The sequence below is a fragment of the Bradyrhizobium sp. WCU1 genome (assembly GCF_053474805.1).
In genome coordinates this window covers 5218236-5234921 of record NZ_CM130280.1, presented here as the reverse complement: position 1 = coordinate 5234921, position 16686 = coordinate 5218236, and the positions used below count along the sequence as shown (strand labels likewise).

6 protein-coding genes and 1 tRNA gene are annotated in these 16686 nt (G+C 57.6%); 3 read left to right on the top strand and 4 right to left on the bottom strand.

The window, feature by feature from the left end; genetic code table 11:
* Nucleotides 1–39 precede the first annotated feature (39 nt).
* Nucleotides 40–1005 carry a TAXI family TRAP transporter solute-binding subunit gene (locus ACTUWL_RS24205; RefSeq protein WP_021079058.1) on the bottom strand — a complete coding sequence of 322 codons (966 nt, stop codon included), beginning with the start codon at nucleotides 1003–1005 and terminating at the stop codon, nucleotides 40–42.
* Between the two features lie 119 nt (nucleotides 1006–1124).
* Here ACTUWL_RS24205 and ACTUWL_RS24200 point away from each other — a divergent pair, with 119 nt between their 5' ends.
* From ACTUWL_RS24200 to ACTUWL_RS24190, 3 genes are all read left to right on the top strand, one after another.
* A complete protein-coding gene (locus ACTUWL_RS24200) occupies nucleotides 1125–2093 on the top strand; it encodes a Bug family tripartite tricarboxylate transporter substrate binding protein (protein WP_021079057.1) in 969 nt (322 codons plus the stop codon).
* 187 nt (nucleotides 2094–2280) lie between these two features.
* A tRNA-Ile gene (locus ACTUWL_RS24195) sits at nucleotides 2281–2356 on the top strand.
* 883 nt (nucleotides 2357–3239) lie between these two features.
* Nucleotides 3240–3473: an autoinducer binding domain-containing protein gene (locus ACTUWL_RS24190; protein ID WP_106940492.1), complete on the top strand. Its 234-nt coding sequence runs from the start codon at nucleotides 3240–3242 to the stop codon at nucleotides 3471–3473.
* 1032 nt (nucleotides 3474–4505) lie between these two features.
* Here the strand turns inward: ACTUWL_RS24190 and ACTUWL_RS24185 are convergent.
* The 3 genes from ACTUWL_RS24185 to ACTUWL_RS24175 form a co-directional block, all read right to left on the bottom strand.
* On the bottom strand, nucleotides 4506–9944 hold the full coding sequence (locus ACTUWL_RS24185; RefSeq protein WP_106940493.1) for a trifunctional serine/threonine-protein kinase/ATP-binding protein/sensor histidine kinase: 5439 nt from the start codon (nucleotides 9942–9944) through the stop codon (nucleotides 4506–4508).
* A 212-nt stretch (nucleotides 9945–10156) separates the two neighbouring features.
* A complete protein-coding gene (locus ACTUWL_RS24180; protein ID WP_299103800.1) occupies nucleotides 10157–10543 on the bottom strand; it encodes a response regulator transcription factor in 387 nt (128 codons plus the stop codon).
* Between the two features lie 608 nt (nucleotides 10544–11151).
* On the bottom strand, nucleotides 11152–16659 hold the full coding sequence (locus ACTUWL_RS24175) for a trifunctional serine/threonine-protein kinase/ATP-binding protein/sensor histidine kinase (protein WP_021079055.1): 5508 nt from the start codon (nucleotides 16657–16659) through the stop codon (nucleotides 11152–11154).
* Nucleotides 16660–16686 lie beyond the last annotated feature (27 nt).

The window sequence follows — 16686 nt, the reverse complement described above, 5'->3', positions numbered from 1 at the left end:
GTGCGACCGTCAGCTATTCGCCACTCACTGTTTGCCGCGCTAGCGCGCCACCCCGATCTCGCGGAAATATCTCAGCACGCCGGGGTGGATCAGGTTGGGATCGGGCGCCGCGGCGACGGTGTTCGCCGCGGTGGTCTCGCAGGCCTGGACGAGCTTCTTGCAGAAATCAGCCTCGGCGCCATGCAACGTCTTCGCCAGCCGATAGGCGACGTCGTCGGGCAAGCTGTCGCGCACCAGGATGTAGCTCCAGGAGCCGATCGAAACGATCGGCTCGTTCTGCTTCGGATAGCTGCCGGCGGGGATCGTCAGCGGCTTGAGGAAACTGTGCTTGGCGCGGACGCGCGCGATCTCGTCCGCGGTCGGCGCAATGAACCGCGCTCCCGTCGCGCTTTCGGCGAGCTTGGTGAAACTCGGCCAGCCGATTCCGGCGCCCCACAGCGCGGCGACGCGGCCATCTTCCAGCATCGCGGGGCCATCGCCGGCGCGATCGAGATAGACCGATTTGAAATCCTCGTCCTGCTTCAGCCCGATGCCGTCGAGGATGTAGCGCGACAGGATCGGAATGCCGGACCCCTTGGCGCCGAACGCAACCGATTTTCCGACCAGATCCTGGATCGTCCGGTACGGGCTGTCGGCGCGCACCACGAACATGCCGGGGGCCGAATACATCGCGGTGAGGATCCTGAGTTTCGTCGCCTTCGGCCGGCCGATGCCCATGAAGGCCTCGTAGGCCGGCTCGCCGGCAACGGTTGCGATGTCGACGCTGTCGGCCTCGAGCAGCGGAATGTTCTCGCTGGAGCCCTTGGTGTTGCGCGGTTCGATCGACAGTGTCGGATCGGCCGCGTTCATCACCTCGGCGAGGGCGTTGCCATAGAGCGGAAAGCCGCCGCCCGGCGTCGCCGTGGCGAAACTGATCGTAGTTTTGGAAATGGTCTTGCCCCCCTCTTGCGCCGCCGCGCCGCCCGCCAGCAGCGCGCCGGCGCAGATCATAACAGCGAATTTCATCCCGAGCCTCAAGCATTGCACATGAGCAAGACTATCGTCGCACGGGCGGTGTCGTAGGCAAAGGCGGCGTTTTGTGAAACCATGACGGCAACAGTCACGAGAAAATGACGGGAGACATGATGATCCGGTTCGCACGTGCCGCCTTGCTTGGTTTGGCCTGCTGTCTTGCTTCGCTCAGCCCCTCAACCGCATCCGACTATCCGAACCGGCCGGTGCGCTGGCTGATCGGGTTTGCCGCCGGCGGCCCGGTCGACATCGTCGCCCGCATCATGAGCCAGTGGCTGTCGGACCGTCTCGGCCAGCAATTCGTGGTCGAGAACCGCGCCGGCTCCGGCGGCAACATCGCGGCCGCCGCCGCGATCAACTCGCCGGCGGACGGTTACACGCTGCTATTCGTCGCGCCCAACAATGCGATCTCGGCCTCGCTCTACAAGAAGCTGCCCTACGACTTCCTGCGCGACACCACGCCGGTCGCCAGCATCATGCAACTCACCAACATGCTGGTGGTCTCGAATGCGATGCCGGTGAAGACGGTTCAGGAATTCATCGACTACTGCAGGGCCAACCCGGGCAAGATCGCCTACGCCTCGTCCGGCAACGGCACCTCGGTGCACATGTCGGCCGAGCTATTCAAGGCGATGACCAAATGCGACATGCAGCACGTGCCGTACCGCGGCTCGGCGATCGCCTTCCCCGACATCATCTCCAACAAGGTGCAGCTGATCTTCGACAACCTGCCATCTGCGCTGGAGCAGTCGCGCGGCGGCAGCGTCCGGGCGCTCGGCGTCACCTCGCCGACGCGCTGGCCGGGCGTGCCCGATGTGCCCGCGATCGCCGAGACCGTGCCGGGCTTCGAATCGGTCGGCTTCTACGGCATCTCCGCGCCGAAGGGCACGCCGCCGGAAATCGTCGATGCGCTGAACAAGGCGGTCGGCGAGGCTCTGAAGGACCCCAAGCTGGTGGCGCGACTCGCCGAGGTCGGCGGCATCCCGAAGCCGATGACCCCGGCCGAATTCGGCAGACTGGTGGCGGACGAGACCGAGAAATGGCGCAAGGTGGTGGAGTTCGCCGGCGTCTCGGTGGACTGAGGCGCCGGCCGCCGAGCGCGCCGCCAATGGCTCCCCACCGCTGTCCCCTACGGCGCGCCGTGGGATTCGGCCGCGCCGCCGGATGCGGCGCCCGGGGCCTCCCGCGCGGCATTGCCGAAACCCCACGCACCCTGTAAACGGAGCCCGCACCGTTGCCGGCCGCCCCTCCGCGGCCCGCAAGGCGGCGGGGCCTGTAGCTCAATGGTTAGAGCCGGCCGCTCATAACGGTCTGGTTGCAGGTTCGAGTCCTGCCGGGCCCACCAAGAGGATCAATAACTTACTGGGTCCTCGTTGCCCGTAGCGCGACGGCCGCACCAGAAACCGCACCAGATACGTGCGCTTTCGTTCGTGCGACAGTTCGCGCATCGCAAATCGCTCGATGGGCTGGTCCAACTTGGGTCATGGCAAATCTAATCATCCCCCACTCATCGATTGGTGGAGATACTCCAACAAAGCCGCTGATTAAGAGACGCATGATTTGCAAGAAATATCAGTAGCTATTCCGACAAATGGGCAGATGGAACAGCATTGAACGAACGAGAGCCTTTTGATCTGTCGGAATGCTGGGTCCACTCGCTGTTGTTCGGCGCGCGGTTTGCCCCCCGATCGGCGCCGAAGGTTGACCCTGGCCAACACAGCCGAATTCATTGAACCGTCACGGGAATGTTCATTACGTATGGGGTCAATGTTGTAAGCTGATTGGGGTCAAAGTTCGGCGCTTATTCAAAGCCTGGCGGCGATAAAGGCAAAGGTCACACGTTCGAATCGTGTCGGGTGCGCCACTTCCGTACAGAACTGGGCACGCCAAAACCTGCCGTTTTTGCGCTTGAAGCCGCGACGAGCGTGCGCAGCCGCCAGTTCCGGCACCTGTCGCAAGCGCGACTTGACCCAACTGCAACATGAACAGAGCCGCAATGCCGCTGGCCACCACACTGCCCTTGCCGCCGGAGCACCCTGTTCTGGAGCACTTGGTATCGCGCTCGCAGTCTATTGTCCGACGACAATGCGATTGACACAATACATGCTCCGAGAACAAGCGTTGTAAGCTAAGCCTTCGATCTTTAGTCGGAGCGTTCAGGGATCCTCGACGCCAAGGCGCCCGTCAGACCACGCCCGCTCAAATGTTGTCAGCACGATGATCCGTAGATGGGAGCAAGGGAGGCATCCGTTTTGCATTTTATTCCTTCAACCGTCTGGCGGTTTGCACATGTCATGTCGGAGTGGACTTCTCGTTACATGCGGAGTCGATACGAGCTCATAGATCCTGTCATCACTCAAGCCCTTCAGACAGCCGAGCCTTTCCAGTGGTGCCGGGACTTGGAACGAAAAGCCCCATCCGCTGCGGCCCCCCGATACTTTGGGTATCGCGTCCATCACTAAAGTAGCGATCAGTTAAACCCCCGTGCAATAGAGCAACTATTCAATGTCTCCTAGGTGGATGAAGAGCCAAATGTTTTGGTCTCGTTATTTTCGCGCGGAGAAGCCAATGAGTAATTTTGTACGTCTCTCAGCAGGATTGATCGCTGCAGTCCTGATCACCGCCCCAGCTATGGCGCGCAAGCACCACGTCAAGTCCTGGCATGACAAGAGCGGGGCTGTTGTCGAAAGTTCGAACGTCGTGCACATCAATGGCCGTCATTGCATTCGCGCTCCGGATGTCGGCGCATTTGCGTCCGATCCTTACCGGAGGCCTCCCTGCGAACCGGCGCGTTGGTACTGAACTACTAGCGGGCGGAATGTGATTCGCATTCTGCCCGCTCCCGATCTCAAACTCGGCAACACACTGGCGGCGTGGCTATCCCGAAACTTGCAGACCCCTAGTCGAGCGACGAACCCCAAAGAACTTCCACGTTAGAATTTGGCCCAATCGTAGGCACCGACGGAAGTAGCCGCCTCGCAGCACTGTTGAGAACCCTCGCAGAAGTCCAGCTGAAGCCCACTACTCTTCTGGCATAGAGCAATGGAGAAAGACGATGCGCGTTTCATTGGCTTTGAGCTTGTTGCTCGGCTTGACTGCTTTGACGAGTACCCAAGCGACCGAGCAACGCCATCGGCGAGATCGTGTTGTCGTTCGCCCAAGTTTCACCGCGGGTTTTCCAAGCCAAGGCTACCGACCGGGTGGACCAAGTCCGATTAGCAACGTTCCTAATTCTGACGATCCCTCTGAGCTCGGCGGGCAACCACCTTGTGGCTGTTGAGACGCCACGGACGGACGGATCGTACCCCCGACACGCAATCAGACTGCGATTGCCCCGCTCCGACGCCCCGACCGGTCCGGACGTCGATGTTTGCGATACGCCGCCCAGCGATTTCTCTTGACAGCCACGGCTACACTCAGCGCTTCTGCTTAGCGTAACGCGGTCCCATGCGCGATCAGTGCTCCCAGGCAGGTGCTCCATGTGGCCTTTGCAATTAATCAACAATAGCGGGCAGAGTGAACTGAAAAACCGCTCCGCGGGGAACATTCGCGCCCGCAAATAGCCGCCCACCATGCGACTCGATAATTGATTGACAGATCGACAAGCCAAGCCCGAGTCCGCCAGGCTTCGTCGTGAAGAATGCTGTAAAGAGCCTTTCGATAGCAAACGACGATAGCCCGCCCCCCGTATCCCGTACCCTTACAAGGACATCCGAATTGTCAACCGCGGTCTCGATCAGCACCTCTCGCGAACGATCATCGACGCTCTGCGTCGCTTCCATCGCGTTGATCACGAGGTTCAACACCACCTGCTGCAGTTCCACCCGATCGCCCTTCACGGGCGGAAGGTGGGCTGAGAGGTCAGTGCGCACGCAAACGCCATACTTGACTGCTTCTCCACGAGTGAGCTCCACAACCTCGAGGATGCCCTGGTTGATATCAAGCGGCTTGCTGCTCAAGGAAGTCCGCTTAACGAGGCCGCGTATTCTGTCGATGACGTCGCCGGCACGCTTGCCGTCCTGCGCGATCTGCATAAGTGCTTCCCACGCTTCCTCTAGATCTGGCGGCTCCGCGCGCAGCAAGCGCTGGGCCGCTTGAGCGTTGGTGACCATTGCCCCAATCGGCTGCTTCACTTCATGCGCTATTGACGCTGTGAGCTGCCCCATCGTCGCGACGCGATTCGCATGTGCGAGTTCCTTCTCCATGCGTCGCGCTTGCGCTTCCGCGCGCTTACGCTCGGTTAGGTCAACAACAAAAGTCACCCATCGGTCTTGCCGCTCATCAATCGCAGCGGTCCCAACCATCACCGGAACGCGCGTGCCGTCCCTGCGGACGTATTCATCTTCGAATTGCTGGACCGCACCGTTCGCTTCAAGCGCCGCGAAAGGAACGGTTGCGACCCCGAGCCGTGCTGGCCCCGTCAGATCGGCCCAACGAAGGCGCCCCGCAGAGAGGTCTTCGCGCTCATATCCCGCGATCTTAAGGAACGCATCGTTTGCCTCGAAGATCCCACCGTCGCGGCCGGAGATGCATATTCCGACAATGTTGGCGTCGACCAACCTCCGGATCTTGGCTTCCCGCTCTTCGAGCTCACGATACAATCGGGCGTTCTCAAGAGCTATGGCCGCTTGAGATGCCAGCAGCTTGAGAACCGCTGTTCCGGTCGGGACAAATGCTCGGGGCACAAGGTTATTTTCAAGATAGATTGCTCCGACTAGTTTGTCTTGCGTCACGAGAGGCAAACAAAGAACAGAGCGTGCCCGCCGATCCTGTATATAGCGATCAGCGGCGAACGACGGTTCGACCGTGGCATCGTCGAGAATGACGGTCTTTCGCGTTCTCATGACATATTGTAGGACTGATCTCGGCAACGCCGTATCCAGACGGCATTGAAAACGCGCTCCCCCGCCATCATTGTTTGCGGTCGCTTCGGCAACAATCCGCTCTTCCATTCCCTCCGACAGAACGAGCACCGCTCGTTCAGCGCCTGCCTGAGCAAGTGCCAGTCGAGTTAGCTTTTCTACCAACCTTTCGAGCGCAATCTCACCGGCAATTGCCTGTGATATTTGCAGCACAATCGCCAAGTCCAGGTGTTCGATCGGCTGCTCGATGGTCCGCGTTCCGAAGGGATTCCGATCCAGAGCCCCGAGGCACGGATGCAACGCGTCTAGCTGAAGCACCTTTCCATCTGCTCCCCAGCGCTTGTAGCAGTACCGCGCCTCTTGGAGATGGACGCGACCCACTGTTTCAAGACCATGAGCGAGATAGAATCGAGCGGCTAGTTCATGCGCAAGCGCCTCATTTTGCACGAAGCCGCTCGAGCGGGCAGATCGAATCGCCGACTCGAACAGACGCATTGCCTCAATGTCTTTTCCTCGAATACGTGCGATCTCAGCTCCAACGAGAGCGGCTTGGTCTGCGAAGTTCTCGGAGCAAGCACTCGCCAGAGCCTCAAGTTCTTCGTGATTAGATATGAGCGTTTCTAGGGTCGATGGATCATCACCGGAAACGACAGAGCCATGGTGGGCCGACAGACTGAGCGAACTGTAAAGGTAGTAGTCGGCCGCTTCGATCGGTGAGGGTAGCGACCACAGCAGTTTTTCGACTATGCGCCCAATCTCAAGGGCCTCGGCATATTCGCCAGCGAAAAAGCGAGCCCGGAGCTTGTGTATCCAGTACTTCCGACCGGTCCGACCACTGTCCAACAAATCGCTTTCGATTTTGCGCTCTTCGAGCTCATCACCGCCTAGAGAACCAAATTTCGGACCGCGCCCACGGAGCATCTGTATAAGGCCAAGCAGCCCCCCAAGCCAGTCGACGACCGGGCTAAACCTCGCTTTCCTCGCGAATTCAAGACCGGCTACCGCCGCCTTTTCTGCATCAAGGAGCGCGTCCCCGGACGCGAGCATATTCTCAACTAGAACAGCGTCACTGTATCCGGCGAAAAGAAGATCCCCGTTCTCCCTCGCCAACTCCGCCGCTCGTCGTAATAGTTCCCGTCCCGCCCGCACGTGTTTCGTCAACAACATCAACTGGGCGCCGAAATGCAGATATATGCGTGGCTTTAGACGAGTGAAGCCGAGCCTTTCGATGAGTTCATAGCCAGTCTGTCCGAATCGAAATGCGTTCTCATAATCACCGAAATGCTTTCCAGCGATCAGGCCGAGGCCCACATACGCCAGACACGTCCCTTCGCTGTTCCCTTGCTCTAAGCCAATGCTCAAAACTTTGCATACAGCCAATATCCACAAATTAGGATCGGAAAGGAAAGCCGGCGTTGACATCTTGAGCAAGATATCGATCGTCGCGAGCGCTTCGGGAGCCAGCAAGAGAGGGAATTTTAGCAAATCCTCGACTGTACGGTCCTTGAGTTGCGAGCAAATGTGATTGTACTGCCGACGCGCTTCATCGTCTGTCGGCTGCAAACTCCAGTTGCAACCGAGGTGGTTCAGATACGCCAAACCGACAAGCACGGCACGTTCATTTCGCCCAAACGTTGTGTGCAGATCAATCTGCAATGACGTAATAGCGGCCCGATCAGCGGTAGTGATAGCACGAGCTGAGAGCAATTCCAATCTTTGCTCGGCTTCGGTCAACGCTCCGGTCAGGAATTCGCATTCAGCGCGAATGAGCTCAAATGATAACGGCAGCTGCAACTGGCGCTTTTGTGAATGGTCTGACAACAGACCAGCACCTGCACTGAGATAGGAGAGCGCAGATGCATAGGCATTCGAGTCCTTTGCTCGCCGTGCTGCGAGGAGGTTGAGCTCAGCGAGTTGTTCGCGCTTGTCACGATCGATACGCGCCACGCCATGATTGAGTTGATTGACAATATCGAATATTGCCTCTTCACGCCGCTCAAGCGCCGTCTGAGTGAGCATGAGATGGCCGATCAAAAGATGATAGTCGGCACGCTCCTCTTCGGAGATCATCGAATACGCCGCCTCCTGAACTCGATCATGCGCGAACCGATAAGAATCGGCTCGCCGCTCCAACAGACCGAGATGGAGCGCCGGCCACAGTGCGGCCTCCACGCCTTCCTTCGTCGACTCGAGGATCGTAGACAGCAGCGTGGTTCCGGCAGCATTGCCGAGACAGGCCAGATATCGCAGCGCCGCCTGGGTTTTAATGGGCAAACGTGCCAGCTTGCCGACCATGAGATCCACAACGTTGTCGGTACATCCCATGGCGCGGATACGCTCGAGATCCCAAGACCACCTCGCTGAGGTATAGTCGAATGTAAGCGAGCCTTCCTCAGCCAGGAGAGAGACAAATTGGCTGACAAAAAACGGATTGCCGCCCGTCTTCTGATAAACAATTTGCGCGAGCTGGGCTACGCTTGCGAGCTCACTGTGGAGTGTGTCTGCGATAAGCTGCTGCAAGTCGTGCACCGTCAGAGCAGAAAGTTCGATCGCACGGATCCTCCCGTCGAGCTCACGTATCCTCTCGAGTCGCCTTATCAACGGGTGGTTGGCTTCGACTTCGTTATCTCGATAGGCACCCACCAAAAGCAGGTGTTGCAAATTGGACCGGGTTAGCAAATCCTCGATGAGATCCAGCGTCGCCGCGTCCACCCACTGCAGGTCATCGATGATCAAGATCAGCGGATGTTCCGCACGAGCTAGAGCAGCGACGAAGCGTCGGATTGTCAGCTGGAACCGGCTTTGGGCCTGCTGCGCCGGAAGTTCTGGCACCGGCGGTGGTTCACCAACAATGAGCCTCAACTCAGGGACTAGATCCACTACAAGTCGCCCATTGGGCCCTAAAGCCTCCTGAAGCGAGAGACGCCAACTAGCGAGCTCGGCGTCGTTAGTGCTGAGAAGTGATTGTACGAGCCCTTCAAAGGCCTGCACCACCGGAAAGTAAGGAACATTGCGCTGGTGGGGGTCGCATTTGCCAGAGGCGACAACGCCTCGGGGCGTCACCACGGACTTATGCAGTTCGCCAACAACGGATGACTTTCCGATCCCCGCGTAACCAGAGATCAGCACGAGTTCTGTCGAGCCGGTCCTCACGACATGATCGAAGGCCGCAAGCAGGGCCCGGATCTCGCTCAGCCTTCCATACAATTTCTCCGGAATTATGAGCCGATCAGGGACGTCGTTTTGACCGAGTGGAAAGCTCGAAGACGGCGAGCCGATCTCGACGTTTGCCAGACAGCGTCTCAGATCTTCTTCCACACCAATTGCAGTCTGGTAGCGATCTTCGGCAGTTTTCGCGAGCAGCTTCATCACGATCGCGGAGATCGCGTCCGAGATATCAGGTCTTCGCTCACGGACGGAAACCGGTCGCTGAGCGATATGGCAGTTCACCCACCCCATTGGGTCTGCGGCGACAAAGGGCAGTTGCCCCGTCAGCATCTGATAAAAGGTGACACCGAGTGCATAGAGATCACTCCGAGAGTCGACCGAGCGGTTCATGCGTCCTGTCTGCTCGGGGGCCATGTACGCAAATGTGCCGGCGATCAATTCGGGCGGTCCCAAGCCATGTCGCTCGCGCCGCAAGCGCGAAGCGATGCCAAACCCGGTCAGACGCACCCGTCCGTCCAGGCAGTTCACCAGTATATGAGCGGGCTTTATGTCTTTGTGAACGATACCGTGCCGATGGACAGAGCCTAACGCAGCTACGGTGCCGAGCGCCAAATGAAGAAAGTCCTTCGGATCCATGGCTGCGCCAAGCAGTCCCTGGAGCGGCTCGCCGCCAGGATCCTCAAGCACCAGGGCCGTCTGCCCTGCTCTGCTCGCAAGCTCCAAAGGCCGAATGGCACCTGCCAACGCAAGTTCGTGCCTCAGCTCATATTCTCGCTTTAGCCGCTCCACGGTTGATGGCGAGGGTCGATCCACGGTGGGTACCAAGACGAGCACGGCGTCCGCCCCACCATCTTTCCCTCGCCGCTTCGTTCGGTACAAGACTCGATCGCTATCCTGAGACACGACCTCGACCCCATCTACGCCGAGGCCATCGATGGAAAGGGATCGACTCACTTGACGAGCCTGTTGTTTGACACGCGTGGGTCCGGCTCCGTCCCGAAAAACCTCATTACGCTCATTAGCGATCCGCTAGGTCGCCCTCGATCGACAGCAGTTCCTCGAACGCTCGCACATCGCCACGAGGAAAACGCGACCACACAGGTGTTCAGTTTCGATCACGCCTCATCGGTATCTGACCGACGTTTCAAAGCCTCATTGACACATTCAAGAAGCACAGACTCATCAAAGGGTTTGGTTAGAAAGCCAATAGCTCCGTGCTTCATAGCCTGACTTCGTACCCGCTCGTCAGAGAAGGCGGTTATAAAGACCATTGGGACTAGCCGACCTTGAGCAATCAAACGCTCTTGCAGATCAAGACCACTCATCCCTGGCATGGCCACATCTACTATCAGGCAGCATGCCTCATTTAAATGAGGCGACGATAACAGCTCTTCCGCCGACGCAAAACCGCGCGCCAAAAACCCCATCGCCTTGAGCAATCGCACGGTCGCCCCGCGTAGCGAGACGTCATCATCAACCACCAAAACCGTCGGCACTTCCACGTGACGGTCTCTCTTCATTGAGAGGATAGAGACCCAGTGGCATCTGTGCCAGAAACCACCGGTCCACCAAATAACATAGCAATTTCAGATCGAGAACTATACTTAGGTTTCGAGTCTCCTGATCGCACCACGCTTGGGGGCCTTTGTGTTTTCATCTGAGCACCTAAACCTTCAGCTATCAAAGCTGACCTCCGTGGCGACCGAACTCGTGTGGTACGATCCCTGCCGGCGCAGATAAGTCATTCCAGTCCCCTCCCGATCGCCGAAGCACTAAACGCGAAGACGTTGAATTTCTCGATACAAGATACCGGACAATGATCCATCAAATCTTCCAAAGGGACTGACATTATTCCCTAAGTGCACGCCGTGGCCGCAATCGTCGGAGTAGCTAAAATCGCTGTCGGACACCCGGCGGCGTTGACTTTCAATCCCTCGATTGCGGCGAAGGAATAGCCTTGCTCGAGTACTATTTCGGTTCATCGCTGCGCCATCTCTCCAAGGTCGCCTTAGCCTTGGACTATGCGCCAGCGGGAATTTCAAAAATTGACGTCGGACTGACCACCGCAATCATGATCGCGCTACGTTGCCTAAAGCGCCATCGGGTGTGACTAGTCGGTGCCCGCCGCTGGAATGGTAAATTCAAAGACTGCGCCCCCTCTGAGTCCCTGCCGGGCGGTCAGTTGTCCACCATGCCCCTCAACGATTGACCGGCAAATAGACAACCCGAGCCCCAAACCTCTCTGCTTGGTCGTATAAAATGCGGCGAACAGGTCATCGACAGCCAACGATGGCAGTCCGGGGCCGGCGTCCTGGACGCTGACGAGTACGCCCGCATCAACTGTAGCAGTAGTAATCATTAGTTGCCGGGAACCGCCGCTAACGGCATCCATCGCTTCAATCGCATTGACGATAAGGTTGAGTACGACTTGCTGCAGTTCCACTCGATCTCCGCGAATCGCTGGCAGACGTTCTCCAAACTCGGTCAGAACCAGCACATTGTTCTTCGTCGTTTCGCCCCTAGTGAGCTCGAGCACCTCTCGGATCGTCTCGTTGACTTCCAATGCATCCCTCCGAGGAGGCACTTTTCCGATCAAAGCACGAGTCCGGCTGATGATCTCGCCCGCCCGGCTTCCATCCTTGACGATATCGCCAAGAATAAGTTGAATTTCTTCCAAGTCCACAGGACTCGCATTGAGGAACCTAAGTCCAGCATTGGCATTCGTGACCGTCGCGGCTATCGGTTGCTGTATCTCGTGTGCTATCGATGCCGTGAGTAGCCCCATGGTCGCAACTCGATTGGCATGCGCCAACTCGCGCTCCATTTTGCGTGCCCCTGCTTCGGCCTGCTTAAGCTTCGACAGATCGAGTACAAAAACTACCCCATCTGCCTGACGCTCATCGAATGTCGCCGATCCAATCAATACAGGCACTCGCGTGCCATCTTTGCGCAAACATTCCTGTTCGTAAGGCTGGATGACAGCGGGAGCTAATAGCTCCCGCCTGACTTGGTCAGTGCTGCTCTGCCACCCCGACGCCATGAGCTCCGTCCAGCGGATGCGGTGCTCTGAAAGGTCTGCCCGGTCGTAGCCAACAATCTTGAGGAACGCATCATTGGCTTCGACAATTTCGCCAGTTCGCAACGTGATAGCAATTCCTACAATGCTCGTGTCGACCAAGCGCCGGATCTTAGCTTCCCGCACCGCCAGATCCTTGTAAAGTCTGGCATTTTCGTAAGCGATTGCAGCCTGCGACGCCAACAGTTTGAGGATGGCGCTCCTCGCCGGAACGAACACGCGAGGCGCCAGATTGTTTTCGAGATAGAGCACCGCCACAAGCCGCGCCTGTGTCGTCAGCGGCAAACAAAGAACTGAACGGACCTGTCGCTGCCGCACATAGGGATCCATTGCAAATTCAGGCTGGATCATGGCGTCATCTATAACAACTGTGTCGGCCGTGCGGACGACGTATTGAACGACGGATTCCGGATGCGCCGAGTCAACAGCTTCGCGAGCCCGAACGATCAATCCGCTGTCGCTAATGGTCGCTTCAGCCGCTATTTGATGTCCGACTTCGCCAAGAACAATTAACAGTGCACGCTCGGCACCTGCGTGAGTGAGAGCATTACGTAGCAACGTGTCGATCAATCTATCCAGAACAATCTCACCGGCAACCGCTTGCGAGACCTGAATTACCGTGGCCAAGTCCAGCCGTTCGATCGGCTCCCCGATAGTGCTCGTCGAGCCCGATTCGTAAATATTGGTCGCGAGACGTGGATGGTCCTCATCGAGCTGCTGCACTTTTCCATCAGCTCCCCATCGCAGGTAGCAGTAACGAGCATCGTATAGGAGGACGTCGGAGATCCTTCGAAAACCACGAACGGCGTAGAACAGCGCAGCACGCTCATTCGCCACCGCCTCAATATGGACAAATCCGTTCGTCCGCGATGAGCTAATCGCTTGCTCGTACGAACGTTCCGCATCTAGCTCACGTCCCTCGATTCTGGCGATCTCCGCACGAACAAGCGCAGCCCGACCATCGAAGTTCTCGCCGCAATTTTGGGACCAGATCTCAAGCTGTCGGCTGTATTTCTGTAACATTTCGAAGTATTGGCAGCCCTGCGGGCCGGCAGCGATGTCACAACGCGCAGCTATCGCCAATGCGCCGTAGAAATAGCACTCAGCCTTTTCGAAAATCGCTGGCGTTGTCCAAATCAGACGATCTGCTCTAAGGGTCGCATCGACAGCTACGTCATAGTCTCCAGCAAAGAACCTAGCTTGCAGTTTTCGCGTCCAGTACCAGCATTCAGGCAGCGCCAATGTGCCATCTGCGGCAAGATGGCGTTCAAATTCACTCTCATTGAATGTATCATTGTCAAAACAACCAAACTTTTGCGTTAGGCCGCGTAACGTTCGAATGAGTCCAAGCTGCGCGGCGATAATGTCTGAGACAAAGCCGAATCTCGCCTTCTGCGCAAATTCAAACCCCTTTTCCGCTTCCGACTGAGTCAGAGCGAGTGAATCACCTGCCGCTAGCATATTTGTGTTGAGGTTATTGCAGGCGTATCCGGCGATCGTCATATCGCCAACCTTGTTGGCGGCGTCGAACGCTTGCCGCATCAAATCCCGGCATAAGATGATGTGCCGATTCCACGGCATTACGAACTGCGCGAACCAAAGATATGTTCGAGCGGTGAAGCGTTTTAAACCGCGCTTTTCGACCAGGTCATATCCAACCCGAGCAAACTCAAATCCCGCGGAATAATTCTCGAACCGCGGTCCTGCTATCATTCCCAGCCAGACATATGCCACACATGATGCATCGCAGTTCCCATTCTCGATGCTTAGATTGACCGCACGACAGCTGGCAACCGAGAAGAGATTGGCGTCCGTGAACAACGCCGGCGGGAGAATCTTGCTGATAACGTCAAGGGTCGCAAGCGAGCCAGGGTCAGTCATCAGTCGTAGATCAAGAAGATCTTTGATTTCTAGGTCGTCTCCAAGATGCGACCATATGCGTGCATATTCGTCGCGCGCCTCCTGCTCCGTCGGATGTGCCGACCACATGACACCGAGATGACTAAGGTACTCCAGGCCAACGGCAACAGCTCGATCGCTTCGATTCAGCGTGGTGTAGAGATCAATCCGAATACATGCGACGTTCGCTCGTTCAACTGTGTCGGACGCCTGCCGCGAGAGTTCCGTTAGTCGCTCTTCCGCGGCATCGAACTCTCCGACGAGAAACTCGCACTCAGCCCGTTGTAGATCGAGCTGGAAGCTCAGTTGACGCTGCCGCACCCAACGGTCATCTCCGAGTTGCTCCTGTCCGGCCTTGAAGTATGTCGACGCTGACACATAGGCGGTCGACGCTTTGGCGCGATTTCCCGCGATCAGATTCAGCTGCGCCATTTCATCGCGTTCGTCGGACGAACCTGCAGCCGACATCCCGAGATTGAGTTGACTAACTATTTCGAAGACCGCCTCCTCCAGGCGCTCAGGAGGCGTTTTTGCCTTCAGCAGCCTCCCAATCTGCAGGTGGTTGGCAGCACGGGATGGTTCTGCAATTAGAGAGTAGGCGGCTTCCCGCACCCTATCGTGAGTAAAGTGGTACTGCATTCCGCGGCGCTCGACCAGCTCCTGACGCACCGCCGCCGCCAGGACCAAATGCACCTGCTCCTTCGGGCTGCCGAGAACGATCGATAGCATCTCAGTATGAGCGCTCGCTCCAAGGCATGCGAAGAGCTGAAGTGCCCTTTGTGTCTTAGCCGGCAAATGAAGTAGCTTTCCAACTACCAGCTTTACAACGCTATCGGCATATGTGTTAGCGTGAAGACTCCTAAGATCCCAATTCCAGCGTAGCGCGCCGAGATCAAACGAGAGCACCCTTTCATCGGCCAGGGTCTGCAAGAACTGAGTCACAAAGAAGGGATTTCCGGACGTCTTCTTGTGCACTATCTCCGCCAGGGGTGCTGCGCACGATGGCTGGCAGCGAAGCGCATCCGTCACCAGCTCTGCCACCTGTTCGTTACCAAGTGGGCCAAGGCGGATCTCTTCAACAAGACCTCCGGCACGGCGTATTGCCCCAATCTTGCTCGTAAGCGGATGTTCGGAATCAACCTCGTCATCTCGATACGCGCCGATCAGCATCAAGAATCGCAGGTCGGATTGAACAAGCAGATATTCAATTAGCTCGAGCGTCGCGATATCTAGCCACTGCAGGTCGTCGAGAAACAAAACAAATGGATGCTCGGGGCGCGCAAAGACCGCAAGAAAGCGCCCGAGTACGAGTTGGAATCGACGCTGGGAATCCGTAGGAGGCAATTCAACGACTGGCGGCTGATCGCCAAGAATCAGTCCTAGTTCCGGCACAAGGTCAACAACGAGCCGCCCGTTCGGTTCTAGGGCCTCCTGCAGCGCGCTACGCCACTCGTTCAGCTCTGCCTCACTCTTCCCGAGAAGCGCGCGGATGGGGGCCTGCAACGCTTGCTTAAAGGTAGAATATGGGATGTCATGCATATACTGGTCGAACTTACCGCCCGAAAGCAGCCCTCGACGCGGTACGAGCGTTCTGTAGAACTCATTGACGACGGCCGACTTGCCGATACCGGACTTTCCCGACACCAGCGCCAAGATAGGCGCCTCCCCGCGCGCTATACGATCGAACGCTGCGAGTAACGCATTGATCTCAGGCTCCCTCCCGTACAATTTCTCGGGCATCATGAGCCGATCGGGCACGTCATACTGCCCCAGCGGGAAGTCGTCTATCACCTGACGCCTGTCCCAATCATCAAGACAACGTCGCAGATCACGTTCGGCGCCGCCCGCGGTCTGATAGCGGTCTTCCGCCGTCTTTGCGAGCAACTTCATAACGATGGCGGCGACTGACTTCGGAATACTTGGCAGCAACTCACTGGGTGGAATCGGCCGTCTGGCTATATGGCAGTGTACCCACTCCGTGGGATCGGTTGCGACGAAGGGGAGCTGCCCCGTCAGCATTTGGTAGAACGTGACACCCAGTGAGTAGAGGTCACTGCGATGGTCGACTGATCGGTTCATACGTCCCGTTTGCTCGGGCGCCATGTAGGCGAGCGTCCCGGCGATGAACTCAGGTGGCGCGGGAGTGTATCGCTCGCGCTGCAACCGCGAAGCAATCCCGAACCCGGTGAGCCGCACCCGGTCGTCCCTGCAACCCACGAAGATATGAAGGGGTTTTATATCCTTGTGGACAAGGCCTCGCTGGTGGACCTTGCCCAACACCGCGGTGACGTCGATGGCCAAGCGCAAAAAGCTGGAAAGATTCATGGGGGAACGGAGCAGCCCCTGTAACGGCTCGCCGCCAGGATCCTCCATCATCAGAGCGGTCCTACCTGCCTCGATGAAGAGCTCAAGCGGACGGACCGCCCAAGAGGCATCCAGGTCTTCTCTCAAATGGTATTCGTGGGCCAGGCGATCTAAAACAGACGATGAAGGACGCTCTGACAACGGGATTATTGCCAGAACCGTTGCTGTATCAGCCCCCGCAACTCCACCCGATCTTCGACAGAGGATCTTCTCATCGTCTCGCCACAAGACTTGTAGGTCAGACGCACCGGAGGAGTTGGCATCGAGAGAACCGCTCACTTGCAGACTTCCTCCTAGCGGAGCCTT